The organism is Nocardia beijingensis NBRC 16342, from assembly GCF_001612785.1.
Lineage (GTDB): Bacteria > Actinomycetota > Actinomycetes > Mycobacteriales > Mycobacteriaceae > Nocardia > Nocardia beijingensis.
Genome location: NZ_BDBC01000008.1, coordinates 41,508 through 65,844, shown reverse-complemented (window position 1 = coordinate 65,844; position 24,337 = coordinate 41,508). Strand labels below are relative to the sequence as shown.

At 69.5% G+C, this 24,337-nt stretch carries 23 protein-coding genes and 1 riboswitch; of the genes, 11 read left to right on the top strand and 12 right to left on the bottom strand.

Going from position 1 to position 24,337, the window contains the following annotated elements:
- Positions 1-93 precede the first annotated feature (93 nt).
- Positions 94-2,166: a phosphate acetyltransferase gene (pta, locus tag NB3_RS04210; protein WP_067796754.1), complete on the bottom strand. Its 2,073-nt coding sequence runs from the start codon at positions 2,164-2,166 to the stop codon at positions 94-96.
- A gap of 181 nt (positions 2,167-2,347) precedes the next feature.
- Here pta and NB3_RS04205 point away from each other — a divergent pair, with 181 nt between their 5' ends.
- Positions 2,348-2,854: a nitroreductase/quinone reductase family protein gene (locus NB3_RS04205; protein ID WP_067796751.1), complete on the top strand. Its 507-nt coding sequence runs from the start codon at positions 2,348-2,350 to the stop codon at positions 2,852-2,854.
- Positions 2,855-2,924: 70 nt separating this feature from the next.
- Here the strand turns inward: NB3_RS04205 and fgd are convergent, their stop codons facing one another.
- Positions 2,925-3,935: a glucose-6-phosphate dehydrogenase (coenzyme-F420) gene (fgd, locus tag NB3_RS04200; RefSeq protein ID WP_067796748.1), complete on the bottom strand. Its 1,011-nt coding sequence runs from the start codon at positions 3,933-3,935 to the stop codon at positions 2,925-2,927.
- Positions 3,936-4,154: 219 nt separating this feature from the next.
- Between fgd and NB3_RS04195 the strand changes: the two genes are divergently transcribed.
- Complete coding sequence (locus NB3_RS04195; protein WP_174553166.1) at positions 4,155-4,913, top strand: HAD-IIA family hydrolase; 759 nt, start codon at positions 4,155-4,157, stop codon at positions 4,911-4,913.
- Between the two features lie 198 nt (positions 4,914-5,111).
- Here NB3_RS04195 and NB3_RS04190 read toward each other — a convergent pair whose 3' ends face one another.
- Together NB3_RS04190 and NB3_RS04185 are read right to left on the bottom strand one after the other, a co-directional pair.
- Positions 5,112-5,561 (bottom strand): MarR family winged helix-turn-helix transcriptional regulator, encoded by a 450-nt coding sequence (locus tag NB3_RS04190; RefSeq protein WP_067796746.1) that lies wholly within the window; start codon positions 5,559-5,561, stop codon positions 5,112-5,114.
- Between the two features lie 50 nt (positions 5,562-5,611).
- Positions 5,612-6,235, bottom strand: coding sequence for a type 1 glutamine amidotransferase family protein (locus tag NB3_RS04185; RefSeq protein ID WP_067796744.1), 624 nt, complete (start codon positions 6,233-6,235; stop codon positions 5,612-5,614).
- Positions 6,236-6,302: 67 nt separating this feature from the next.
- On the opposite strand from NB3_RS04185, the gene NB3_RS04180 reads away from it, so the two are divergent.
- Positions 6,303-6,755, top strand: a complete 453-nt coding sequence (locus NB3_RS04180; RefSeq protein WP_067796741.1) for an RpiB/LacA/LacB family sugar-phosphate isomerase — start codon at positions 6,303-6,305, stop codon at positions 6,753-6,755.
- A gap of 128 nt (positions 6,756-6,883) precedes the next feature.
- Entirely contained in the window at positions 6,884-8,440 is a 1,557-nt protein-coding gene (locus NB3_RS04175) for a protein kinase domain-containing protein (protein WP_067796739.1), read from the top strand.
- Positions 8,441-8,450: 10 nt separating this feature from the next.
- Here the strand turns inward: NB3_RS04175 and NB3_RS04170 are convergent, their stop codons facing one another.
- The 3 genes from NB3_RS04170 to NB3_RS04160 all read right to left on the bottom strand — a co-directional run bounded on the left by NB3_RS04170 (position 8,451) and on the right by NB3_RS04160 (position 10,722).
- Complete coding sequence (locus NB3_RS04170; RefSeq protein WP_067796968.1) at positions 8,451-9,665, bottom strand: O-succinylhomoserine sulfhydrylase; 1,215 nt, start codon at positions 9,663-9,665, stop codon at positions 8,451-8,453.
- Complete coding sequence (locus tag NB3_RS04165; protein ID WP_067796972.1) at positions 9,662-10,078, bottom strand: rhodanese-like domain-containing protein; 417 nt, start codon at positions 10,076-10,078, stop codon at positions 9,662-9,664. Before NB3_RS04165 ends, NB3_RS04170 begins: the two co-directional genes overlap by 4 nt.
- Before the next feature lie 14 nt (positions 10,079-10,092).
- A riboswitch (SAM riboswitch) is annotated at positions 10,093-10,209 on the bottom strand.
- 63 nt (positions 10,210-10,272) lie between these two features.
- Complete coding sequence (locus NB3_RS04160) at positions 10,273-10,722, bottom strand: Rv0361 family membrane protein (RefSeq protein WP_067796737.1); 450 nt, start codon at positions 10,720-10,722, stop codon at positions 10,273-10,275.
- Positions 10,723-11,101: 379 nt separating this feature from the next.
- Here NB3_RS04160 and NB3_RS04155 point away from each other — a divergent pair, with 379 nt between their 5' ends.
- Together NB3_RS04155 and NB3_RS04150 are read left to right on the top strand one after the other, a co-directional pair.
- The gene (locus NB3_RS04155; protein WP_228828138.1) at positions 11,102-12,565 is read left to right on the top strand and encodes an FAD-dependent oxidoreductase; all 1,464 of its coding nucleotides are present in this window, start codon (positions 11,102-11,104) and stop codon (positions 12,563-12,565) included.
- An 85-nt stretch (positions 12,566-12,650) separates the two neighbouring features.
- Entirely contained in the window at positions 12,651-13,526 is an 876-nt protein-coding gene (locus NB3_RS04150; protein WP_067796734.1) for an amidohydrolase family protein, read from the top strand.
- A 3-nt stretch (positions 13,527-13,529) separates the two neighbouring features.
- Here the strand turns inward: NB3_RS04150 and NB3_RS04145 are convergent, their stop codons facing one another.
- Positions 13,530-14,027, bottom strand: coding sequence for a DUF456 domain-containing protein (locus NB3_RS04145; protein ID WP_244891763.1), 498 nt, complete (start codon positions 14,025-14,027; stop codon positions 13,530-13,532).
- 187 nt (positions 14,028-14,214) lie between these two features.
- Here NB3_RS04145 and NB3_RS04140 point away from each other — a divergent pair, with 187 nt between their 5' ends.
- Positions 14,215-15,312: a CaiB/BaiF CoA transferase family protein gene (locus NB3_RS04140; protein WP_067796731.1), complete on the top strand. Its 1,098-nt coding sequence runs from the start codon at positions 14,215-14,217 to the stop codon at positions 15,310-15,312.
- A gap of 309 nt (positions 15,313-15,621) precedes the next feature.
- Here the strand turns inward: NB3_RS04140 and yczR are convergent, their stop codons facing one another.
- Positions 15,622-17,127, bottom strand: coding sequence for a MocR-like transcription factor YczR (gene yczR, locus NB3_RS04135; protein WP_067796728.1), 1,506 nt, complete (start codon positions 17,125-17,127; stop codon positions 15,622-15,624).
- 63 nt (positions 17,128-17,190) lie between these two features.
- On the opposite strand from yczR, the gene NB3_RS04130 reads away from it, so the two are divergent.
- Both NB3_RS04130 and NB3_RS04125 read left to right on the top strand, forming a co-directional pair.
- Entirely contained in the window at positions 17,191-17,394 is a 204-nt protein-coding gene (locus NB3_RS04130; protein ID WP_157111509.1) for a hypothetical protein, read from the top strand.
- A 151-nt stretch (positions 17,395-17,545) separates the two neighbouring features.
- Positions 17,546-18,115 carry a methylated-DNA--[protein]-cysteine S-methyltransferase gene (locus NB3_RS04125; protein ID WP_067796959.1) on the top strand — a complete coding sequence of 190 codons (570 nt, stop codon included), beginning with the start codon at positions 17,546-17,548 and terminating at the stop codon, positions 18,113-18,115.
- A gap of 190 nt (positions 18,116-18,305) precedes the next feature.
- Here the strand turns inward: NB3_RS04125 and NB3_RS04120 are convergent, their stop codons facing one another.
- The 3 genes from NB3_RS04120 to NB3_RS04110 form a co-directional block, all read right to left on the bottom strand.
- Complete coding sequence (locus tag NB3_RS04120; protein WP_067796721.1) at positions 18,306-18,590, bottom strand: hypothetical protein; 285 nt, start codon at positions 18,588-18,590, stop codon at positions 18,306-18,308.
- Positions 18,587-21,193 (bottom strand): helix-turn-helix transcriptional regulator, encoded by a 2,607-nt coding sequence (locus tag NB3_RS04115; protein WP_067796719.1) that lies wholly within the window; start codon positions 21,191-21,193, stop codon positions 18,587-18,589. Before NB3_RS04115 ends, NB3_RS04120 begins: the two co-directional genes overlap by 4 nt.
- A 116-nt stretch (positions 21,194-21,309) precedes the next feature.
- Positions 21,310-22,599, bottom strand: a complete 1,290-nt coding sequence (locus NB3_RS04110; RefSeq protein ID WP_067796716.1) for an adenylosuccinate synthase — start codon at positions 22,597-22,599, stop codon at positions 21,310-21,312.
- Positions 22,600-22,880: 281 nt separating this feature from the next.
- On the opposite strand from NB3_RS04110, the gene NB3_RS04105 reads away from it, so the two are divergent.
- Positions 22,881-23,540, top strand: a complete 660-nt coding sequence (locus NB3_RS04105; RefSeq protein ID WP_244891762.1) for a hypothetical protein — start codon at positions 22,881-22,883, stop codon at positions 23,538-23,540.
- A complete protein-coding gene (locus NB3_RS04100) occupies positions 23,537-24,313 on the top strand; it encodes a site-2 protease family protein (protein WP_067796710.1) in 777 nt (258 codons plus the stop codon). The genes NB3_RS04105 and NB3_RS04100 overlap by 4 nt, the downstream gene beginning before the upstream one ends.
- The last annotated feature ends 24 nt before the right edge of the window (positions 24,314-24,337 follow it).

Genomic DNA, 24,337 nt, shown 5'->3' with positions numbered 1-24,337 from the left:
TGTGTCGCGCGCTCGCGTCGCACCCGCTCGGTAACAACGATCACGGCGCGCTTGTTCCGCGACGCGCCCGCGCCGCGGCGGTGCCTGCGCATGTCAGCTGTCCTGCGCCTGGATGGCGGTGATCGCCACGGTGTTGACGATGTCGGCCACCAGCGCGCCGCGGGACAGGTCGTTGACCGGCTTGCGCAGCCCTTGCAGCACCGGGCCGATCGCGATCGCGCCCGCGCTGCGCTGCACCGCCTTGTAGGTGTTGTTGCCGGTATTGAGATCGGGAAACACGAACACCGTCGCGCGCCCGGCCACTTCGGAATCGGGCAGTTTGGCGTCGGCGACGGTCGGCTCGATCGCGGCGTCGTATTGGATCGGCCCCTCCACCGGCAACTCCGGTGCGCGTTCCCGCGTCAGCTTGGTCGCCACGCGCACCTTGTCCACGTCCGCGCCACTGCCCGATTCGCCGGTGGAGTACGACAGCATCGCGACCCTCGGCTCGATGCCGAAACGCTCGGCGGTCGCCGCGGACGAGATCGCGATATCGGCCAGCTGCTGCGCCGTCGGATCGGGCACGACCGCGCAGTCGCCGTACGCGAGCACCCGGTCGGCCAGGCACATCAGGAACACGCTGGAGACGGTGGCGACGCCTTCCACCGTCTTGATGATCTCCAGCGACGGGCGGATGGTGTGCGCGGTGGTGTGCGCCGCGCCCGAGACCATGCCGTCGGCGATCCCTTTGTGCACCATCATGGTGCCGAAATACGAGATGTCCGCGACGGTCTCGCGAGCCCGCTCCAGCGTCATGCCCTTGTGTTTGCGCAGCTCGGCGTATTCGGCGGCGAACTCGTCCAGGTAGCCGGAGGTGCGTGGGTCCAGCACCTGCGCGGCGGAGATGTCCACCCCGAGTTCGGCGGCGCGGGCGCGCACCGTCGTCTCATCGCCGAGGATGACCAGATCGGCGATCTTGCGCTGCAGCACCCGTCCCGCCGCGCGCAGAATGCGGTCGTCGTCGCCTTCCGGGAGCACGATGCGCTTGCGATCGGCTCGCGCGCGCTCGATCAGCTGGTACTCGAACATCTGCGGCGTGACCACCGGACTGGGCGGAACATCGATGCGGCGCAACAGCTCCGCCCCGTCGACGTGTTGCTCCATCAGGGCCAGGGCGGTGTCCACCTTGCGCGGATTGCCCGCGGACATGCGGCCACGGGTGCGGTACGCGGCGCCGGCCGTGTCGTAGGTGCCGAGCTCGGTGGTGAGGATCGGCAGCTTGGGCTTCAAGCCGGTCATGAGCCGCGCGATCGCGGGATGCGGCAGCAGGCCGCCGTTCATGATGATGCCCGACAGCGACGGAAAACCCTCCGCTTCGTGCGCGTTCACGACGCTGAGCAGCACGTCGGACCGATCGCCCGGCGCGATCACCACCACGCCCTCGGTCAGCCGTTCCAGGATGTGCTCGGCCGTCATGCCGCCGACCATGACCTTCAGCGCCTCGCGGTGCAGTAATTCCGGATCACCGCTGTACATCTCGCCGCCGATGGCGGCGCACAGCTCGGCCATGGTGGGGGCGATCAGCAAGGGGACTTCGGGCAGCGTCCAGGACGGGACGTCGAAGCCACCCAGCGCCGCGGCCACGTCGTCCAGCCGCTGCGGGTCGCAGCGGTTGGCGATGACGGCGACCAGCTGCGCGTGCTCGTGTGCCAGCTCGGACGCGCACAGTTCGGCCAGCTGCTTCACCTCGTCCGGCGTGCGGCCCGCGCCACGGACCACCAGCAACACCGGCGCGCCCAGATTGACCGCGATCCTGGCGTTGAAGCGCAGCTCACTGGGGCTGGCCACGTCGGTGTAGTCGCTGCCGACCACGACCACCGCGTCACAGAGCTTGGCGACTTCGTGGAAGCGCAGGACGATCTCGCTGATCGCCGCGTCCGGGTCGGCGTGCACCTGCTCGTAGGTGGTGCCGACCGCCTGCGCGTAGTCGATGTCCGCGGTGCTGTGCTCGAGCAGCAGTTCGAGGATGTAGTCGGGCTCGGTGGTCGAGCGTGTGATCGGCCGGAACACCCCGACCCGCGCGGTCGTCGCGCACAACGTCTGCAGTACCCCGAGGGCCACCGTCGACTTACCGGTGTCGCCCTCGGGAGAGGCGATGTACACGGCGGATGGAGCGTTGTCGGCCATGCCCGAGAGCTTAGTGAACCAGCGGCAACCGGACCCCGCCGCGCGACGATCATCACCACCCCCGGATCTCGGCGTGGCACGCGGCTCCCCGGGCTCGATGGCAGGCCCACTCGGGCGGGGGTTGCCGCTCCGGGGCGCGAAGCCGCCGGGGCCGGGGTTCCCGTGCCGCTATAGTCCGGGCATGGCTGAGCAATTTCCGGATCGGCAGTGGGGTTCGCGGACCAACCTATTCGCTCGTGCGGCAAGCAGATTCGCGGCGACGAAGCCGGGCTCCCGGCTCGTTCGGGCCCTCACCCCACTGGACCGGGCGGTTCTGGAGCGCACCGGCGCGAAATACACCGTGCTCGGCCCGATCGGCGCGCCGGTCATCCTGCTCACCACCATCGGACGCAAGTCGGGCCAACCGCGCACCCAGCCGTTGCTGTACGTGCACGACGGCGACACCCTCTACGTGATCGGCAGCAACTTCGGGCAAGCGCACCACCCCGCCTGGACCGCGAACCTCCTGGCCAACCCCACCGCGACGGTGGCGATCGCGGGCGAGCGCATCCAGGTCACCGCGACACCCGTCCCGGACCCCGACAAAGACGCCATCTTCCAACGCTTCGTCGACATCACCGGCGCCTACGCCGCCTACCGCACCCGCACCACCCGCGATCTGCGCATCTTCGCCCTCCGGCGGGCGTAGCCCCGCGAGTGGCACACCGCCGTGGCATCGGCCGAGAAGGGCTTCTCCGTGGTGTGCCACTCGCGGACGGCTAAGCCAGGGCGCGGAGGCGGGGGGCCAGGTCGCGCTGGAAGAGGTCGAGGAAACGGCGCTGGTCGTGGCCGGGGGCGTGGAAGACCAGGTGGTTGAGGCCCGCGTCGAGGTAGGGCTTGATCTGTTCCACCGCTTGGTCGGGGTCGCTGGCGACGATCCAGCGCTTGGCGATCTGCTCGATGGGCAGCGCGTCGGCGGCGGCCTCCATCTCGATCGGGTCGGTGATGCTGTGCTTCTGCTCCGCGGTGAGCGACAGCGGAGCCCAGAACCGGGTGTTCTCCCTGGCCAGCTCCGGATCGGTGTCGTAGGAGAGTTTGATCTCGATCATCCGGTCGATGTCGTCGGCGCTGCGCCCCGCCTTCGCCGCGCCCTCGGCGACGGCGGGCATCAACTTCTCGGTGTAGAGGTCCATGCCCTTGCCCGAGGTGCAGATGAAGCCGTCGCCCGCGCGCCCGGCGTACCGCGCGACCAGCGGGCCGCCCGCGGCGACATAGATCGGGATCCCGCCCTTGGGCACGTCGTAGATGGAGGCGCCGACGGTCTTGTAGTACTCGCCGTCGAAGTCGACGCGGTCGCCGGTCCACAGGGCGCGCATCAGGTCGACCGACTCCCGCAGGCGCGCGAAACGCTCCTTGAATTCCGGCCATTCGCCGGTGTACCCGGTGGCGATCTCGTTGAGCGCCTCACCGGTGCCGACGCCGAGCATGACGCGGTCGGGGTACAGGCAGCCGAGGGTGGCGAACGCCTGCGCGATCACCGCGGGGTTGTAGCGGAACGTCGGGGTGAGCACCGACGTGCCGAGCTGGATGCGCTCGGTGCGCTCGCCGACCGCGGCCAGCCAGGCCAGCGAGAACGGCGCGTGGCCGCCCTTGTGCCGCCAGGGCTGGAAATGGTCGCTCACGGTGGCGCTGTCCAAGCCGTGTTCCTCGGCCAGCACCGCGATCTCGACGAGTTCACGGGGACCGAACTGCTCCGCCGATGCCTTGTATCCGAGCTTGAGTCCGCTCATCTGCCACGCTCCTCGCGTTTCGTTTCGCCGCCATCGCGATCCGTCATCGACAGTAGTCAACCCTGCCGTCCTCCGCGCCGACGGCCCGGCGCGGATGATCTTCATGCGGAGAACGCCGCCGAAGGGGTGAAATGTTTCCGCCGTGGCGGGTGCTGGCCGATAACGGATAATGGCCGCGTGAACGCAGACGACGAGCCGATCCTGTCCTACTTGACCGATATGGACGGCGTGCTGGTGCACGAGGACCACCTCATCCCGGGCGCCGACAAGTTCCTCGCCGAACTGCGCGCCAACGACACGCCCTTCCTGGTGCTGACCAACAATTCGATCCGCACGCCGCGCGATCTGCAGGCGCGGCTGCGGCACACCGGCCTGGACATCCCCGAAGAAGCGATTTGGACCTCCGCGCTGGCCACCGCCACCTTCCTGAACGAACAGCGCCCTAACGGCACCGCGTACGTGGTGGGCGAGTCCGGGCTCACCACGGCGTTGCACGAGATCGGCTACGTGCTGACCGACAGCGACCCGGACTACGTGGTCCTCGGCGAGACCAGGACGTACTCGTTCGAGGCGATCACCACCGCGATCCGGCTGGTGGAGCGAGGCGCCCGGTTCATCGCGACCAATCCGGACCCGACCGGCCCTTCCCGCGACGGTTCGCTGCCCGCGACCGGCTCGGTGGCCGCGCTGATCACCCGCGCCACCGGCCGCGACCCGTACTACGTCGGCAAGCCGAATCCGCTGATGATGCGCTCCGCGCTGCGCCGCATCGGCGCCCATTCCCAGTCCACGGTGATGATCGGCGACCGGATGGACACCGACGTCATCTCCGGCCTGGAAGCGGGCATGCGCACCATCCTGGTCACCTCGGGTATCTCCACCCGCGCGTCCTTCGAGGCCTACCCCTACCGCCCGACGATGGTGGTGGACTCGGTCGCCGATCTGATCGGCAAGACCGAGTCACCGTTCGCCGACTGAATCGTGCGCCGACCGACGGCAGCCCGCACCTGCGACAAACCACGCTGCCGTTACCGGCCTCCAGGTTCCGGGTGACGGAAGCTTGCCGCTCGTCGACCGGACAGCAGCTGCTGCCGCGCGTCGGCGCTCGAAGAACTTCCGCGCCCCACATCGCCCACGACGTGCATGCGTCGAACACGACTCGGATCGTCGCCGCGGCTAGCCGCCGTCCGTGGTGATCGCGTCGATCGCGGCGGACAGCGTGGTGAGCACCTCGACGGTGCGCACGAGTTGCTCGCGGCCGAGTTCGTGCGCGAGCCGTTCGGCCATCACCTTGTGCTGCGGGTTGATGCGGTGCACCGCGGCCCGGCCCGCGTCGGTGACCGCGACGAGTTTCGCCCGCCGGTGGGCGGGATTGGGCCGGTATTCGGCGAGTCCCTTGTCCACCAGCAGATCCGCGATGCGCTGGACGCTCTGGCGGGTGATGCCCATGTCGCGGGCGATGCCGGCGACCGGTAGCGGCGCGCGCAGCACCGCACCGAGCACTTGCCACCAAGCGGCGGTCAGGCCCGCCGGTCGCGCCAGTTCCTCGGCCACGCCGAGGAACTGCCCGTTCAAACGGAACGACGTGATCGCCGCCGCGGCGAACAATTCCTGTTCCGGGGTCATGCGTCGCCTCCCGATGCCGGTGATCCGGCCGGATCACCGGCGATTATCGCTCACGCGTGCTGCGCGTCGTATTCCGCGAGCACCGCCCATCCGGCCGGATCGGAGTGCGCGAACAGCCGGTACCAGCCGTCCAGCACGTGCGGCTCGTAGACGCCGAGCCTGCCGAGCACTTCGCGCGCGAATTCGAACGGCGCGCCCGCTCCGGCGGTGATCACGTCACCGTCGGTGACGGCAGGCCGGTCGACATAGTTGTCCGCGCCCGAATAACCGCTGTATCGCAGGTATTCCGCGACATTGCTGGTGTGCTCGCGCGTGTCGAGCAGGCCCGCTTTGGCCAAGCCGAAGGTCGCGCCGCAGATCGCGGCGACCGGAACACCGGCGTCCACGAATTCGCGCGCTTTGTGCGCGAACGGATCCAGTTGCGGCCCTTCCCAGGTCTCCGCGCCCGGCAGGATCAGCATCGCGCTGTCCGCGGGTGTCAGCTCGGCGAGCGCGAGGTCCGGCACGATGCGCATGCCACCCAGCGTGGTGATCGGTTCCGCCGTCGGGCCGACCGTTCGCACCTGCCACGTTCCGGGTTCCCGATGCCAGTTCGGCTTGTTGATGTGCGCGGTGGCCGCGCCCACCTCCCAGTCGGCGAGCGTGTCGTAAACGGCCATGTGCACTGTCTTCATGACAGCATACTGTCATAAATGACAGTATGCTGTCAATGAGGCCGGGTCCGCGAACTACGCTGGACGCATGCGAATCTCGGTGGCGGCGGACGAGCGGGTCGGGGTGGCCGCGGAACTGGTCGACGAACTGGGCGAGCGCGGCCACGAACTCGTCCTGCACGGCGCGCTGTCCGGCGAGGAACGCGACGACTGGGCCTGGGCCAGCGAAGCGGCCGCCCGCGACGTCGCCGCGGGCCGCGCCGACCAGGCCGTCGTCTGCTGCTGGACCGGCACCGGCGCATCGATCGCCGCCAACAAGGTCGCCGGCGTCCGCGCCGCGCTCTGCGCCGACGCCTCGACCGCGGCGGGCGCCCGCACCTGGAACGACGCGAATGTCCTTGCCTTGAGCCTGCGTTCGACCTCGAGCGCCGAACTCAGGGAAATCCTCGACGCCTGGTTCACCACCGAACCGAGCTCCGCCCCGGACGACCAGGCCAACATCGCCCACCTCACCGACATCGAACGCACCACCGGCAGCTGACCAGCCGGACGCCCGGCGCCCGCGGCCGTCACTCGGGCCCCGACAGCCTCTACGCGTCGCGTCGACAGCGCCGAAGACGACGCCCGGCCGCCCGCGCCCGCGGCCGAACCCGGCGCTACCGTCGAGGCATGTCCGTGCAGAGTGCCGGTGGCACGTTCGGGAACTACTCCCTCGAGCGCCTGCTGGGTCGTGGCGGCATGGGCGAGGTGTGGCTGGCGCACGACCGGGAGGGCCGCGCCGTGGCGCTCAAGGTGCTGTCCGCGGCATATACCGCCGATTCGCTCTATCGGCAGCGCTTCGAGCGGGAGGCGCGGCTCGGGGCTCGGGCGCGCAACCCGCACATCGTGCCCATTCACGCGTTCGGCGAGGTCGACGGCCACCTGTACCTGGAGATGGCCTACATCGATGGCGTCGATCTCGGCACCCGATTGAGATCGGGCGCACTGCCGCCGGACCGGGCCGTCGACGTCATCGCCCAGGCCGCCGAGGCGCTGGATGCCGCGCACGCGGCCGGACTCGTGCACCGGGATGTGAAGCCGGGCAACATCCTTCTGCATACCAGCGGTTTCGTGTATCTGATCGATTTCGGCATCGCCCGCGCCGCCGACGGCACGGCGCTCACCGCGACCGGGCTGGTGGTGGGCACGCTGGGGTACATGGCGCCGGAGCGCTTCACCGGCACGGTCGATGCCAGGTCGGATGTCTATTCGCTGGCCTGCGTGCTCTACGAGACCCTCACCGGGCGACCGCCCTACGGTGCGGGCGATCCGGCCCAGCAGATGCGCGCGCATCTGATGACCGAACCGCCCCGCGCATCACGGGCCGCCCCCGGCGTCCCACCCGCGCTCGACGACGTCATCGCCAAGGGAATGGCCAAGGAGCCGGACGCACGCTACGGCAGCGCGGGGGAATTCGCCGCGGCGGCGGCAGCAGCCCTGAACCGTTTCACGCCCGCACGACCGAGCCCGCCGGTCCGGTCCACGCCCGCACCACCGAGCCCGCCGGTCCGTTCCGCGGCGCCTGCGGGCCGCACGCCGACCCGGATCATGCCCGCCGCCACCCCGTCGCAACTACCGCGCGAGGTCCGGCCACCCGCCCCGCCCTGGCAGCACGGTCCTCGGCCGAAGCTCCGGTGGCTGACCGCCGCCGCAGCGGCGCTGGTGGTCACGGCGGCGCTGTGGCTGGTGATCGGCGGCATCGACATCGGGTCCGCGCCCGTCGCGGGGACGACGACCGGTCGAGCCGCTCCGTCGAGCGATTCGCTGCCATCGGCCGGCGGGCAACCCGCCGGTTCCGCACCCGCCGTGCGCGACGGCGACTTCGCTTTCACCGTGACCGACGTGGTTTCCGACGCCGCAGCCGCCAGTGGCGCCCGCACGATTGTGACGCTGACCGTCACCAATGTGTCCGACCGCGAACAGACCCTTGCCTTCGCCGACCAGCGGTTGGTCACCACTGGCGGCCACTCGCTGCCGCCCGACGCGGCGGGCACCGCCGAGCTGAACCCGTCCGGCGGCGACTTCGTGCGCGTCGCTCCCGGTCGCGTCAGCACGATCCGGCTGGCCTTCGACCTGCCCGGCAAGAACAAGAACGGCAAGAAGAACGACAAAAAGGACGAGGTTCCGACCCACCTGGTGCTGCACGGCGCGCCGTCGTCACCCGGCGTCACCGTGCCGATCCGCTGACTGGTCGCGCTCAGGCGAGGGCTTGCTCGAGGTCGCCGAGCAGGTCTTCCACGTCTTCCAGACCCACCGAGATGCGCACGACGCCGTCGGACAGGCCGATCGTGGCCCTGCCCTCGGGGCCCATGGCGCGGTGCGTCGTGGTGGCCGGATGGGTGATCAGGCTCTTGGCGTCACCCAGGTTGTTGGAGATGTCGACGATGCGCAACCGGTTGAGGACTTCGAACGCGCGCTTCTTCGCCTCGTTCTCGGGGGCGTTCAGCTCGAAGGTCACCACGGTGCCGCCCGCGCTCATCTGGCTGGTCGCCAGCGCGTACTGCGGATGCGATTCCAGGAACGGGTACCGCACCCAGCTGACGGCCGGGTTGCTCTCCAGGAAGCGGGCGATGCGCAGCGCGGACTCCGTCGAATGGCGGACCCGCAGCGGCATCGTCTCCAAGCCTTTGAGCAGGGTCCACGCGTTGAACGGGCTGAGCGCGGGACCGGTGTGGCGCATCAGCGTTTTGACCGGCCCATCGATGTAGTCCTTGGCGCCGAGGATCGCGCCGCCGAGCACGCGGCCCTGGCCGTCGATGTGCTTGGTGCCCGAGTAGACCACCACGTCGGCGCCGAGTTCGAAGCCGCGTTGCAGCAGCGGGGTGGCGAACACGTTGTCCAGCACGACCTTCGCGCCCGCCGCGTGCGCCAGCTCGGTCACCCGCCGCACGTCGACCAGCGTCTGCATCGGATTGGCCGGCGTCTCGAAGAAGACCGCCTGCGTTGGCACCGACAGCGCCTGTTCCCACTGGTCGAGATCCTCGCCGTCGACGAAGACGGTCTCCACGCCCCAGCGCGGCAGGATCTCGTTGCACACCACGAAGCACGAGCCGAACAGGCTGCGCGCGGCCACCAACCGGTCGCCCGCGCCCAGCAGCGCGCCGAGCGCGGTGAACACCGCGGACATGCCGCTGGCGGTCGCGAAGCACGCCTCGGCCCCGTCGAGCAGGCGCATCCGCTCCTCGAACATGGCCACCGTCGGGTTGCCGTAGCGGGAGTAGACGAAATGTTCGACCTCGCCGGTGAACGCGGCCTCGGCGGCCTCGGCGCTCTCGTAGACGAAGCCGGAGGTCAGGTAGAGCGCCTCCGCGGTCTCCTCGAACCCGGAGCGCCGCAGTCCGCCGCGCACGCCGAGCGTCGCGGGGCCGACGCCGTCGGGCAGCGGCTTGTCGAACGCGCCGCCGGTGATCACGACTGCCGCCACGGCAGTCCGATGGCACGCCAGCCGGAGCCGCCGCGATGCCCGAATTCGTCGAGCGGGCCTTCGAAGCCCTCCAGCACGTTGTAGGAGGTGCGGTAACCCGCCGAGGTGGCGGCGATCGCCGCGCCGACCGAACGCTGACCGGAGCGACAGAGGAAGACGACCGGAGCCTCGGGGTCGTGCCCGTCGAGCGCCTGCTTCAACTGCTCGACGAACGCCTCGTTGCGCGCGCCCGTCGAGTCGACCCACTCGATCAGCACGGTCGGCCGTTCGATCGAACTCGTGTCGGGGACGCCGACGAACTTCCATTCCGCTTCCGTCCGCACGTCCACCAGGACCGCTTCCGGATTGTCCTGCAACAGCTCCCATGCCTGCTGCGGGGTGATGTCACCGGCATAACTCATGTGCACCTCCTGTGAATCCGCACTTGCCGCGCCCGGGACCGAGGCGCCGCCAGGTCGTCACCCGGAGCACCCCACCGCGGAGGAGGGTTGCCGACCAGCAATGCCGGGGCTTGACACTGGTTCTCATGACCTTCGACTGAGATTGCACCGACCCGGGTCACCGTGTCAAACGGTGGCGCACCCTGCGCGAACGCTCAGGTGCACACCAGCCACTTGTCACCGGACCTGGTGAGATTCCAGGTCGTCGTCCTCTCCTGCCCGTCCACCTTCGTGGTGACGTTCGCCTTGCCGCGGTCGCCGTCCACCATGGGCGAGTCGATTCTGGTGATCTCGACCGGCTTTCCTGCGCCGTCCTGGCCCGCCAACGGTGAGTGGCTCGCGTCGAAACCCTGGCACGCGGTGCCGGGCGGCGGCACGGCGTCGCTGCGGTTGGCGCCGTCGACGAAGTTGCGGACGGCCGCCGCGATGCGGTCGGCCTCTGTGACATTTTTCTCAGCGGGCGACAGCACACCGCCGAGCACGATCGCGATCAGCACGATCGCCGCGACCACCGCGGCGGCGACGAACGGGACCACCGACCGTTTGTCGGTCTGATCGACGCGGGTGATCTCGTCCTCGTCCGCGGCGGGATGCTGTTCGGTCATGAGTCGATGATCCCTGGTCGGCGCGGGTATCCAGCGCTCGGCCCCCGGCTGCGGACCGGGCGCGACGCCGATCCGAAGCGAGGGGCGGCGATAGACCGGGCGCGAGCGGGTAGACGACGATCATGGCCGTGGGTGGCATCCGCCAGGTTCACGCACCGACGCGGGGCGGCATCGGCCATCCCGATAGAATCGCGGGACGGCGGCCTGCTGTCATAGCGAATCGGCAGCTCCACGCCGCGGCGAACGGAGCACCGTGCAGCCACGAGCCGGCAACGCCCGCGTCCGCACCGGACGGGTGCGACCGAACCGGTGCGTCAACTTAGCCTAAGCTAAGCCCAGACGTCATTAATTGTTTCGACCATAAGGTGCGCGTAAGAAGATGACCGAACAGAGTGCAGTAGAGGATGGCGGTGTCCGCGAGCCCTCCGTGGTGACGCAGGCTTCCTCCTCCGGGCCTGACGCGCACACCGCGAGGACCCGCCCGCTCCGCATCGCGATCGTGGGCGCCGGACCGGCCGGGATCTACGCCGCCGACGCGTTGATGAAGTCCGACGCCGAGGTGTCGATCGACCTCTACGAGCGCATGCCCGCGCCGTTCGGCCTGATCCGCTACGGCGTCGCGCCCGACCACCCCCGGATCAAGGGCATCATCACCGCCCTGCACAAGGTCCTCGACAAGCCGCAGGTGCGCCTGCTCGGCAACATCGACTACGGCACCGACATCACCCTCGACGACCTGCGCGCCTTCTACGACGCGGTGATCTTCTCCACCGGAGCCAACGCCGACCGCGCCCTGCCCATCCCCGGCATCGACCTCGACGGCTCCTACGGCGCCGCCGACTTCGTCTCCTGGTACGACGGCCACCCCGACGTTCCGCGCACCTGGCCGCTGGACGCGGAGAAGGTCGCCGTCCTCGGCGTCGGCAACGTCGCCCTCGACGTCGCCCGTGTGCTGGCCAAGACCGGCGACGAGCTGCTGCCGACGGAGATCCCGCCGAACGTCTACAAGGGCCTCAAGGCCAACAAGGCCGTCGAGGTGCACGTCTTCGGCCGCCGCGGCCCGGCGCAGGCCAAGTTCACCCCGCTGGAACTGCGCGAACTCGACCACTCGCCCACCATCGAAGTCATCGTCGACCCCGAGGACATCGACTACGACGAGGGCTCCGAAGCCGCGCGGCGGCACTCCAAGCAGGTCGACATGGTGGCCAACACGCTCGAGCAGTGGGCCATCCGCGACGCGGGCGACCGGCCGCACAAGCTGTTCCTGCACTTCTTCGAGTCCCCCACCGAAATCCTCGGCGAGAACGGCAAGGTCGTCGGCCTGCGCACCGAGCGAACCCAGCTCGACGGCACCGGCAACGTCAAGGGCACCGGCGTGTTCAAGGACTGGGATGTGCAGGCGGTCTACCGCGCCGTCGGCTACCTGTCGCAGAACCTGACCAACCTGCCGTTCGACGACCAGGCCGGCACCGTGCCGAACGAAGCCGGTCGCGTGCTCGTCGACGAGAACGCCGACGGCGCCGCGCGCTACATGCCCGCCACCTACGTCACCGGCTGGATCAAGCGCGGCCCGGTCGGCCTGATCGGCCACACCAAGGGCGACGCCAACGAGACCATCGCCTGCCTGCTGGACGACGCTCCCGGCTTCACCCCGGCCGAGCGGCCCGAGCCAGAGGCCGTCATCGAGTTCCTCGAGGGCAAGGGCATCCCGTTCACCACCTGGGCCGGTTGGTACCGCCTCGACGCGCACGAACGCTCCCTCGGCGAGCCGGAGGGCCGCGAGCGCGTCAAGGTCGTCGAGCGCGAGGACATGCTGCGCGCCAGCGAACCGCACAAGGTCTGATCACCCACCGAGTGACCGCCTCCGCCGCCATCGCGACACCCCAGCTCTGGCAGCGGAAAATCCGACCCTGAGGCATTCTGTACAAGTGTTCGATGCCCACCTGCACATTTTCGACCCGCGGTTCCCGCTGGCCGAGAACGAGGGCTACCTGCCCGACCCGTTCACCATCGCCGATTACCGCAAGCGCATGGCGCGCTACGACATCAGCGGCGGCGCCGTGGTCAGCGGGTCGTTCCAGGGCACGGACCAGACCTACCTGAAGGCCGCCCTCGCCGAACTGGGCGAGGGCTGGGTCGGCGTCACCCGGCTCGATCTGGACGCCACCGACGAGGAGATCCTCGAACTCGACCGGATCGGCGTGCGCGCGTTGCGTTTCAACCTCAAGCGCGCGGCCACCGACATCACCGGCATGACGTTGCAGGCGCTGCGCGCTTACGACCTGGCCGGCTGGCACGTCGAGGTCTACATCGACGGCACGATGCTGGCCTCGCTGCAACCGGTCATCTCCAAGCTGCCCGCGCTCTCGGTCGACCATCTGGGCATGTCCGCCGAAGGGGTGCCCTTCCTGCTGGACCTGGTCGACCGCGGAGCGAAGGTGAAGGCGACCGGTTTCGGCCGGGTCGCGATGAACGTCGCCGACACGCTGCGCCGGGTGCACGCGGTGAATCCGGAAGCCCTCATGTTCGGCACCGATCTGCCCGGCACCAGAGCCGGACGCCCGTTCCGGGATTCGGACGTGGACCTGCTCTGCGACGTGGTGGGCACCGACATGTACGCGGTGCTCGAGGACAACGCCCGCGCGTTCTACCGGCTTCCGGCCCGCGAGCGCGTCGTCAGCGACGATCCGCCCCCCACGCTGCCGTTGCACCGCCCGGAACCGCCGACCCTCCGGCTGCGCCGCGACGAACTCCCGGGAAACCGTGCGGGCGACACGATCCCGTTCCCCGCCATCGATCGGTGACGCTCAGACGGCGAAGACGCCCGCGAGCCAGACCCCGGTGGCCAGCAACGCGCCGAACAGCTCGATCAGCATGGACAGGCCGACGCCCTTCAACGCGTGCACCGTCGCCTGCCACGCCTGCCGGTTGACCCGCAGCCGCTGGAGTTCCCAGAGGTAGACGCCGAGAACGAAACCGACGAACAGGCCGACCACCGGGATCACGAAGAAGCCGACCACACCGAGGATCGCGCCGAGCAGGAGCGCGCGGTTGGACACTCCCGCGTCTTTCATCCGTCGCCCCGGCCAGGTGTATTTGACGACACCGGAGAGCACGAGCAGCACCGCGCTGATCGCGAAAACCGTCCAAGCCGTTGCGCCTCCGGTGAGGAAGGCCCACACGGCGATGGCCGCGAAGATCAGGATGACGCCCGGCAGGATCGGCACGACGATCCCGGCCAGACCCACCACGATCGCCAGACCGGCGAGAAGGTTGTACCACCCCTGATCAGACAGCGCTTCCACACGTGCAGCCTAGAGCCGGGCGCACCATCGGGCGAGCCGTCGAACTCGGCGCCGTTCGATGTTCGAGTAGGCCCAGGGCTCCGGCCCCCACGTTATTGTCATACTGTCAATACATCTCTCCCGGTGGCTTCCGGGAGGACGCACCGGCCACCGGTGCGCTGGATCGAACGACGAACCGAGGTAGGGCGTGAGCACTCCATCCACCGCCAAGCAGGGCCCGCTCGCGGGCATCAAGGTCATCGAACTGGCCGGGATCGGCCCGGGTCCGCACGCCGCGCTGCTGCTCGCCGATCTGGGCGCCGACGTGGTGCGGGTGCAGCGGGCCGGCCAGCTGCCCGGTGGATTCGACCGTCCGCAGCTGCGCGGCCGGACCATCGTCGAGGCCAACCTCAAGGACCCCGCCGACATCGAGAAGGTGCTCGGCCTGGTCGAGAAGGCGGACGTGCTGATCGAGGGCTTCCGCCCCGGCGTCACCGAGCGGCTCGGCATCGGCCCCGACGACGCGCTCGCCCGCAACCCGCGCCTGGTCTACGGACGGATGACCGGCTGGGGACAGGAGGGCCCGCTGGCCGATCGCGCCGGACACGACATCAACTACATCTCCATCACCGGCGTGCTGCACGCCATCGGCCGCAAGGGCGAGCGCCCCGTTCCGCCGCTGAACATGGTGGGCGATTTCGGCGGCGGCTCGATGTTCCTGGTGTTCGGCATCCTCGCCGCGCTGGTCGAGCGGCAGCAGTCCGGCAAGGGCCAGGTGATCGACGCGGCCATGGTCGATGGCGCCCTCGCCCTCTCGCACATGATCTGGGGCATGCGCGGCGCGGGCGCCTGGTCCGATGAGCGCGGCGTGAACCTGCTCGACACCGGAATGTCGTTCTACGACACCTACGAGACCGCCGACGGCAAGTACATGGCGGTCGGCGCGATCGAACCGCAGTTCTACGCCCAGCTGCTCGCCGGACTGGAGATCGACGCGGACGGCCTGCCGTTCCAGCTCGATCCCGCCGGGCAGGACACGCTGAAAAAGCTCTTCGCCGAACGCTTCCGGACCAAGACGCGGGACGAGTGGGCCGAGATCTTCGTCGGCACCGACGCGTGCGTCTCCCCCGTGCTCACGTTCGAGGAGGCGACGCGCAACGAGCACATCGCGGCTCGCGGCTCGCTGCTGGAGCTGGAGAACATCACCCAGCATGCCCCCGCGCCGCGATTCTCCCGCACCCCGAACGGGATTCCGACCCCGCCGCCCACCACCGCCACCCCCATCGAAGCGGTCTGGGCCGAGTGAGCGCCGGGCGGGGTGGCGCGCCGCCACCCCGCCCGCGGTTCGATAATTGAATCTTGCAACATACCAACCGGTTCGACAGTTCGGCACCGGGCCTGCCATACTGTCCGCGAGCTGGTGGCTTTCGAGAATCGCCGATCTCATCCGGTCCGCTCCTTGACCGCCGCTCGAGCTGGAGGCCTCCGCGCCGTGCGAGCTTCCGCACCACCCGAACACGACGAGGGCCGGCCCCGAGGGGTGGCGGGCCGATCGTGCTCGGCGGTGCCGGAGCATACCGCAGGCGGAGGCGCTCCCAACTTCGGCGAAATCGCCTCAGTAGCAGGTCAACGGCGTCAACGGGTCCGCGGCGCGCGGCGTGAGCGCCGCGTAGGCGGACGCGATGGCCTTGACCGCCAAACGCAATTCGGGTTCCTGATGGGTGAACGGCAACCGCAGGAACCGTTCGAACGCGCCTTGCACGCCGAATCGGGGCCCGGCCGCGAGCAATACGCCGTGGTTGGGCGCCGTGGCGGCCAACGCCGTCGACACCGAGCTCGGCAGCTGCGCCCACACCGACATACCGCCCGCGCCGACGGTGACCCGCCAGTCCGGCAGTTCCTCGGCGAGCGCGTCGAGCAGCGCGGCGCGCTGCGAACGCAACTGGTCCCTGCGCCGGTCGAGGATCGTCTCCGCGTGCTCCAGCAGATGCACGGTGGCAAGCTGATCCATCACGGGGGTGCCGAGGTCGACCGTGGAGCGGATGCCGAGCAGCTTGGTGATCAGCGCCTGACTGGTCCGGATCCAGCCGACGCGCAGACCGCCCCAGAACGATTTCGAGGCCGAGCCGATGGTCACGATCTCCGAGCCCTTGGCGAAGGCGGCGACCGGCGGCGGCGGAACCTCGGCGCCGAGCCCGAGATCCGCCATGGATTCGTCGATCACGATGGTCATCCTGGTATCCCGCGCGATGGCGGCCAGTTCGGCGCGGCCGTCGGCGTCGAGCAGCAGGCCGGTCGGGTTGTTGTAGTCCGGCACCAGATAGGCCAGGCCCGCCGCGGTCTGCCGCGCGGCGCTGCGGATGCCGTCGAGGTCCCAGCCGCCCGCCGGGTCCTCCGGGCGCAGCGGCACCGGCACCGGCCGCGCGCCAACGTCGCGGATCGCCTCGATGGCGTTCGGGTAGGTCGGATGGTCGATGAGCACGCGGGCGGCGGGCACCGTGAGCACGTTCAGCAGCAGGCGCAAGCCGTGCTGGGCGCCGAGGGTGACCAGGATCTGATCGGGCTCGGTGGGCAACCCGCGCGCGGTGTAGCGGCGGGCGATGGCCTCGCGGAGGGGGAGCACGCCGACCGGGTCCATGCCGTGCGTGCCGAGGTACGCGGGAATCCCCTCCAAAGCAACCGAATACGCGTCCTGCATCTCCAGCGGGGCGGCCATGGCGGCATAGGTCATGTCGACGGTGGGCAGCTCGGGCGAGCCCATCATCGCCAGGATGCTCCTGGCCGGTTTGACGCCGTCGTGCTGCACGTCGCGGGGCAGGGCCACCGTGCTGCGCGAGCCCTGGCGGCTGATCAAGTAGCCGTGCTCGCGCAACAGCGCGTAGGTGGAGGTGATGGTGGTGCGGCTGACTCCGAGGGTCGCGGCGAGATCCCGTTCGCTGGGCAAGGCGACGCCAAGCGGCGCGCGCCCGTCGTGGATCAGCAGCCGGATGCCCTCGGCGAGCGCCAAGTAGGCCGGGCGGGTGGAGCGCCGCCCGCCCGAATCCGGATCGCCGTCATGGGCGTGCCGCCAATGGCCCAGATCGCGAGCCAGGCTGCCCGCGCCGATCACTCTCGTCGCCATACGGTCCAGTATCGGCTGATTGGATATTTATTGGCAAGGCCAGTGGCGCGCACGCTGACGGACATGACCGTCCTCGCCACCGTGCTCCCAGCCGCCCTGCTCGGTTTCCTGATCTACCGATTCGCGCCGGAACGCGACACCCGCGCGTTCCGTCTCGAACGCTTCCACCCCGGTACACCGATGTCAGACCAGCCCGTCTCGTACTACGAGTACCAGCGCAGATACTCCGACCTCGCCGCGATCCACAGCCGTGGCGATGCGCTGTGAGCGCGTCGCATATCGAAGGCCAGTTTCGGAATACTGGACTGATCATTGCGAACTTGTCGGTCCCGCGGTGCAGACTTGGCTCATGAGTGACGCCACTCGCCTCGCCTCCGATCACCCGGCGACCGAGGCCACCGGCACGACCACCGAGCCCATGGTCTCCGGCCGTTCCGCACCGTCCGCCCCGATCGCGGCGGCTCTGTTCGACACCGCGATCGGCTGCTGCGCGATCGCGTGGAACGAGCACGGCGTGGTCCGTTTCCAGCTCCCCGAGGCGAGCCGAGCGGCCACCCTGGCGCGCATCACGCGCGGTCGCGCCGGCGCGCGGATCCATGAGGAGCCACCCACAGGCGCGGTGGCCGCTGCCATCGCGGGCATCCGCGCCCACCTCGCGGGCGACCTCGACGACCTGCGCTGGATCGCCCTGGACACCAGCGGTATTCCGGAATTCCACCGCGCTGTCTACACCGTCACGCGCGCCATCGACCCGGGCCACACCCTCAGCTACGGCCAGGTCGCCCATCTCGTCGGCGCCCCCGGCGGCGCACAGGCGGTCGGCCAAGCCCTGGGCCGTAACCCGATCCCGCTGATCATCCCGTGCCACCGCGTCCTGGCCGCCGATCACGCCTTACACGGCTTCTCCGCCCCCGGTGGCATCGACACCAAGCAGCGCCTCTTGGCCATCGAGCGCACCCCAGGCTTCGGCGAGCCCACCTTGTTCTGAACGACCGCTGCCGGGTCGGTCGAAAACCGACACCAGCCACGACAAACGGGCGTGCCCCCGGCAGCGAGCCGCGACACCGACGCGCCCAGCGCACCTCAACCACCGGTTTCGAGCGAAGCGAGACCGAGCATCCGCCGTACGCGAGCCACAAGGGGGCCGCGAACACCCAGCGCCGCAGGCGCTGGAAAAATTACAGCCCCGGGTGGGCGCGGTAGAAGTCGCAGGGTTCTCCCGTGATGTAGCCGTCCTCGCAGCCGAAATAGGTCTGGATGCAGGCGTTCGTCGAGCAGCCGAGTTCGATCAGTTTCTGCCTGATCCGGGCGTTGCGCTCCTGCGGCGTCTCGGTCTTGGGCGGCACCGCCGCCGAGCGAGGCGCGGAACTGGGGACCGGCTGCGGCTGCCGGTCCGAGCATCCGGCGGCCAGGACCAGTGCGGTCGCGATCGCCGCGATCACCGCGCTCGGCCGCACGGTCATCCCACGCTCCCGGACTCGCCGCGCATCAGCGCGCCGAGGGACTCCCGATCGGTGACGTCCATCTTGATACAGGCTCGGTAGAGATGGCCTTCGACAGTGCGCACCGAAACGGTGAGCCGGTCGGCGATCTGCCGGTTGGACAGGCCCGCGGCGACGAGGTTGGCGATCTCGCGTTCCCGCGCGGTCAAGGGCAACGGCTGCGCGGCCTGCCGCAGCGCGGGGGTGCTCGCTCCACCGCAGGCCGCGGCGAGCCGGTTGGCCGTGGCGGCGGACTCCAGCAACTTGCGCCGATCCCCGGCGCGCTCGTGCGCCGAGGCGGCATGCGCCGCGGCGTCGGCGGCCGACAGCAGCGCGCCGATGCGCTCGAATTCGGCTGCGGCCGCGTCCAGCCCGGGTCCATCGTGGGCGGCGAGCGCCACCGCGTGGCGCGCTTGTGCCTGTACCAGCCGCCCTTCCACCCGGTCGGCCAGTTCCGCCAGTCGTCCGGACACGGAATGGTCGCCGAAGCGAGCCGCGGTGTGCAGCGCCATGGCCTCGATCGCGTGCTGATGCGAGCGCGCGGCCGCGTCCGCGGCACCCACCGCGATGCGGATGGCGGGCGTCACGGTTCCCTCGGCGGCGGCCAGCCAAGCGCGGGCCACTTCCAGCTGCGGTTCGTACACGGCGCTGTGCCTGCCGCCCCGCGCGGTGGCGTCCCCGATCGACTCGGCGGCCTCGCCGGCCCGCCCGAGCGCCGAATACGCTTCGGCCAGACGGATTCGCGCGGGGAACATCCACGCGGCCGCGCCCTCCGCGGCCAATGCGGCCAGCGCCTGTTCCAGATTCTCGATGCCGTCCAGGAACCGGCCCTGCGCCACATCGACGGTGCCTTGCAGGATCTTCGACATACCCCAGGCCAGATACTGGCCCGGCGCGGAATAGCCGACGAACGCCCCCGCGCAGCGCCTGGCGGCCTCCAGATCGCCCGCGAAGGCCAAGGCGAGCACCTCGGCGTGCGTGGACATGAAGCGGTTGAGCCCGTCGATGTGCTCTTCCACCTCGTGCCCGCGGGCCGCGTACTTCCTGGCGTCCTCGGCCTTACCCATCAACGCCGACGCCAAGCCGCCGCCGAACGACGCCCACCACACCGCCCACGGCGGCGCGCCGTCGGCGGACATCACCGCCTCCGCCTCGGCGATCGCGTCGTCGACGCGGTTCTCGTTCACCAGGCTGGCGGACGCCAGACCGGTGAAGATGGCCGCGATCTTCGGATGCCGCACCTTCCCGCGCACCAGCTTCAGCACCTCGTCGGCGCGATCGGCATCGCCCATGGCCCACAACAGGTTCGCCACCCTGGTGCTGCCCCAGCGCGCCAGCTGCACCTCGTCGAGCTGGTCGGGGTCGAAGCTGGCCAGGGTGCGCTCGGCCTCGATCCGGTGCCCCTGCCAGAGCAGGGCGCGCGCCAGCAGGTCGGCGGCCTCCACACCGCCGCGCCGCTCCACCGCGGCGCGGGCGAAACGCTCGCCGAGCGGCAGATTCGCCAGACCGATCGCGTCGGCCGCGGCCGCCTCGAACAATTCCAGATCCGCGGATTTATCACTGTCCAACGCCAATTCGGCAAGCCGGATGCGGTCGGCGGCGGAATTTATCCGGCGTTCCTTGAGCGACGAATACAACCGGCCGCGCAGCCGCCGCGCCGAGGCGATGCCGAGCCTGCGGCGGATCACCTCACCGAACAGCGGGTGGTTGTAGCGCACGATCAGGTCGCGCGAATTCTCCACCACCCGGATCACGCCGCGCGTTTCGGCGGCTTCCACCGCGTCCTCGCCCGCCAATTCGGCGAGCACGTCGAGATCGATCGGCTCGCAGAAGGTCAGCAGTTCCAGCACCCGCAGCACCGGCTCCGGCAACTGCTCGACCCGGTCTTCCAGCAGCGCGGCCAGCTCCGAGGTCACCGCCGCGCGTCCACGCAGTTGCCACACGCCGTTGACCTGACGCAGCGTGCCCGCCTCCAGCGCTCCCTCGACCAAATGCCGCAGGAACAGCGCGTTCCCGGCGGAGGACTCCCACATCAGATTGGCGGTGAACCCCTCGAGCTGCCCGCCGAGCATCGACTCCACCAGTTCGACGCTCTGACGCTGGGTGAACGGCCGCAGGTCGATGCGGGTCAGGTGGCCGTCTTTCCACAGTGAGGTGACCGCGTCCGGCACCTGGACTCCACTGCGCACGGTCACCACGATGTGCGCGGCTTTGTCGATCGCCAGTTGCAGCAGCAGCGTGGCGGAGAGCTGATCGAGCAGGTGCGCGTCGTCGACGCCGATCACCGTGTCACCGTCGGCGAGCAACGCCTCGCGCGCCGCCGACATGAACGTGACCGGGTCGTGCGCCGTGTAGACCCCGACCATGTGCGCGAACACGCCCAGCGGGATGCTGCGTGCCGACTCGGTGCCCGCCACCCAGCGGACGTTGCCCCCGATCGCGGAGGTGGCATGCCGGGCCAGGGTGGTCTTGCCCACCCCGGCGTCGCCGGTCAATACCACGCCGACGTGCTCCGGACCGGTCAGCGCCGCACGGATCGCCTCGAATTCGCTCTCGCGCTCGATCATCGGCCAGTTCCGAGCCATGTTCTAACTGTAGTTCTTCACCGATCATGATCGAAGCCGAGCGAGCACGATAGATGTGGCGAATTTCTGGTGATCTTGCCGAATTTCCGCTGGCCGACGCGGAATTCGAACAGGTTCTAACCCAGTACGTCGTGCCGGACGATGGTCTGGTCGCGCCCGGGACCCACGCCGATGCAAGAAATACGCGCGCCGGACAGCTCCTCCAATCGCAACACGTACGCCTTGGCGTTGGCGGGCAGCTCCTCGAAGGTGCGCGCACCGGAAATGTCTTCCCACCAACCGGGCATTTCCTCGAAAATGGGCTTGGCGTGATGGAATTCGGTCTGCGTGGTCGGCATCTGCTCGACCCGCTCGCCGTCGACCTCGTAGGCGACGCAGATCGGCACCGTCTCCAGACTGGATAGAACGTCCAGTTTGGTGAGGAAGTAGTCGGTGATGCCGTTGACCCGGGTGGCGTAGCGCGCGATCACCGCGTCGAACCAACCGCAGCGGCGGGCGCGCCCGGTGGTGACGCCGACCTCGCCGCCGGTCTTGGCCAGGTAGGCGCCGAACTCGTCGAACAGTTCGGTGGGGAACGGCCCGGAACCGACCCTGGTGGTGTAGCACTTCAGGATGCCGAGCACCGTGTTGATCTTGTTGGGTCCGATGCCGGCGCCGACGGCAGCGCCGCCCGCGGTCGGGTTCGACGAGGTGACATACGGGTAGGTGCCGTGGTCCACGTCGAGCAGGGTGCCCTGCGAGCCTTCCAGCAGCACCGTCTCACCGCGCTCCAGCGCCAGGTTCAGCCGCAGTCTGGTGTCGGCGATCCGATGCTTGAAGCTGTCGGCCTGGGTGAGCACCTCGTCCACCACCTGCTGCGGGTCGAGCGCGCGGCGGTTGTAGATCTTGACCAGCACCTGGTTCTTGAACTCCAGCGCCGCCTCGACCTTCTGGGTGAGGATCTTCTCGTCCAGCACGTCCGCCACCCGCACGCCGACGCGGGCCACCTTGTCCTGGTAGCACGGCCCGATACCGCGGCCGGTGGTGCCGATCTTCTTGTTGCCGAGGAAGCGTTCGGTGACCTTATCGATGGCCACGTGGTACGGCATGATCAAGTGCGCGTCGGCCGAGAGCAGCAGTCCGGAGGTGTCGACGCCGCGCTGTTCCAGACCCGCCAGCTCGTCCAGCAGCACGCCGGGATCGACGACGACACCGTTGCCGATGACATTCGTCACGCCGGGGGTCAGGATGCCGGAGGGGATCAGGTGCAAGGCGAAGTTGTCGCCGTTGGGCAGCACCACGGTGTGACCCGCGTTGTTGCCGCCTTGGTACCGAACCACCCAGTTCACCCGACCACCGAGCAGATCGGTTGCTTTGCCCTTCCCCTCGTCGCCCCACTGGGCGCCGATCAGGACGATTGCCGGCATGGTCGTGTCTCCTACGGTTCGACAGGCAACACTGGTGTGTTGCAGCTACCTGCCGTACTGAGGCGGTGGCCGGAAGCACAGTCTAGCCGACGCGTCCCGGGCGGCAGCGCGGCGGATCTCGTCGTAGGCTCGACAACCGTGTGGCCGCGGCCGGGCAGGGCTAAGGTTGCACGGCACGCCGAGCGGCAGCGCGGCGTGCACGGGCGAGCCGCAGCGGGTTCGCCCGGCGATGGCGAGGGGCCCGACGGTGTCGGCTCGAACCGAGGAGGGTGTACGGCAGCTTGAGTACCCATGTTCTCCGCTGCGACGGCGCTCCCGTACCCATCGCGCTCGCGGCGCTGCCGACCACCCAGACGGCCGTCGTCCCCGATACCGCCGTGATCGATGAGCTGCTCCCCGTGCTGGCCGCCGACAGCCTGCCGCGCCTGATCGTGCTGGGTGACGACGCCGCGCTGGCCGCGGTGCTCACCCACCTGATGCGCACCGAGCGCCTGCACGTGGAGATCGGGTACGTGCCGGTCGAGAAGACCTACGCCTCGCGTGTGTACCAGACCGGCACCGGCAACGCCGCCGCCAAGCGCGCCATCGGAGGCCGCGCCGTGGAGGCGCCGCTGGTCCGCGACGACACCGGCAAGGTGCTCGCGGGACGGGCGGTGATCACCGGCATCGGCGGCGATCGGCTCGAAGGCGAGGCCTACGTCGACGACACGCTGTTGTTCTCCGGCGAGGTGACGGCCATGCTCGTCTCGCCGTGCCTCGAACCGCCCGGTGTGCGGGCCGCCGTGCGGCGCAGGTTCCGCAAACGACGCTGGGTGGAGGGGCGAGCGGTGCAGCTCGGCACGCCGGGCGCGATCGTGACCAGGGACGGCGTCCGCGCCGATCGCCCGGTGCCGCGCTCGAGTTTCTACCGCCATCACGAACCCTGGCTGCTGGTGCGATGAGTTCCTCCCTGAACCGCCGGTCGCGTGCGGTCCGGCCGAGCCCGGTGTTCCTGCTCGTGCTGGTGGTGACCGCCGTCGGCGGCGCGCTGGCCTGGGATGCCCCGCTGGACTCCACCAGAGCCAAGGCCGGTGTGTTCGTCCTCGTGGTGTTCGGCTGGGTGGTCTCGCTGTGCCTGCACGAGTTCGCCCATGCGTACACGGCGTGGCGCGCGGGTGATCGCGAAGTGGAGTTGCGCGGCTATCTGACGCTCAACCCGCTGAAGTACAGCCATCCGCTGCTGTCGATCGTGTTGCCCATGGTGTTCATCGCGCTGGGCGGGATCGGCCTGCCGGGCGGCGCGGTCTACGTGCACACGCACAATGTCGCGCCGCGCACGCAGCGGATCATCAGCGGCGCGGGGCCCGCCGTGAACGTGCTGTGCGCCGTGCTGCTGCTGGCGACCGTCCGGATCTGGGGAAGCTCCGGCACGCACGCCGCGTTCTGGTTCGGCCTGAGCTTCCTCGCGTTCCTGCAGATCACGGCGGCGCTGCTGAACCTGGTCCCGCTGCCGGGCCTGGACGGCTACGGCCTCGTCGAGCCGTCGCTGAGCTACCAGACCAGGCGCTCGCTCGACCAGTTCAAGCCGTTCGGCATGCTGATCCTGTTCGCGCTGCTGTTCACGCCCGCGATCAACCAGGTGTTCTTCGACGCGGTGTACGCGCTGTTCGAACTGTCCGGCGTTCCGTCGAACTGGTCGCGCTTCGGCAGCTACCTGACGCGATTCTGGACCTGATCTCCGGCGACTCGCCGTGCCGCG

Bases quoted from the DNA above. Each gene is read 5' to 3' on its own strand.
- NB3_RS04100 (WP_067796710.1), top strand. From the start codon at position 23,537: ATGAGTTCCTCCCTGAACCGCCGGTCGCGTGCGGTCCGGCCGAGCCCG.
- NB3_RS04160 (WP_067796737.1), bottom strand. From the start codon at position 10,722: ATGACCGAACAGCATCCCGCCGCGGACGAGGACGAGATCACCCGCGTC.
- NB3_RS04110 (WP_067796716.1), bottom strand. From the start codon at position 22,599: ATGCCGGCAATCGTCCTGATCGGCGCCCAGTGGGGCGACGAGGGGAAG.
- NB3_RS04125 (WP_067796959.1), top strand. From the start codon at position 17,546: ATGGTCTCCGGCCGTTCCGCACCGTCCGCCCCGATCGCGGCGGCTCTG.
- NB3_RS04120 (WP_067796721.1), bottom strand. From the start codon at position 18,590: ATGACCGTGCGGCCGAGCGCGGTGATCGCGGCGATCGCGACCGCACTG.
- pta (WP_067796754.1), bottom strand. From the start codon at position 2,166: ATGGCCGACAACGCTCCATCCGCCGTGTACATCGCCTCTCCCGAGGGC.
- NB3_RS04180 (WP_067796741.1), top strand. From the start codon at position 6,303: ATGCGAATCTCGGTGGCGGCGGACGAGCGGGTCGGGGTGGCCGCGGAA.
- NB3_RS04195 (WP_174553166.1), top strand. From the start codon at position 4,155: ATGGACGGCGTGCTGGTGCACGAGGACCACCTCATCCCGGGCGCCGAC.
- NB3_RS04190 (WP_067796746.1), bottom strand. From the start codon at position 5,561: ATGACCCCGGAACAGGAATTGTTCGCCGCGGCGGCGATCACGTCGTTC.
- yczR (WP_067796728.1), bottom strand. From the start codon at position 17,127: ATGGCGACGAGAGTGATCGGCGCGGGCAGCCTGGCTCGCGATCTGGGC.
- NB3_RS04175 (WP_067796739.1), top strand. From the start codon at position 6,884: ATGTCCGTGCAGAGTGCCGGTGGCACGTTCGGGAACTACTCCCTCGAG.
- NB3_RS04115 (WP_067796719.1), bottom strand. From the start codon at position 21,193: ATGGCTCGGAACTGGCCGATGATCGAGCGCGAGAGCGAATTCGAGGCG.
- NB3_RS04165 (WP_067796972.1), bottom strand. From the start codon at position 10,078: ATGAGTTATGCCGGTGACATCACCCCGCAGCAGGCATGGGAGCTGTTG.
- NB3_RS04155 (WP_228828138.1), top strand. From the start codon at position 11,102: ATGACCGAACAGAGTGCAGTAGAGGATGGCGGTGTCCGCGAGCCCTCC.
- NB3_RS04130 (WP_157111509.1), top strand. From the start codon at position 17,191: ATGACCGTCCTCGCCACCGTGCTCCCAGCCGCCCTGCTCGGTTTCCTG.
- NB3_RS04185 (WP_067796744.1), bottom strand. From the start codon at position 6,235: ATGAAGACAGTGCACATGGCCGTTTACGACACGCTCGCCGACTGGGAG.
- NB3_RS04205 (WP_067796751.1), top strand. From the start codon at position 2,348: ATGGCTGAGCAATTTCCGGATCGGCAGTGGGGTTCGCGGACCAACCTA.
- fgd (WP_067796748.1), bottom strand. From the start codon at position 3,935: ATGAGCGGACTCAAGCTCGGATACAAGGCATCGGCGGAGCAGTTCGGT.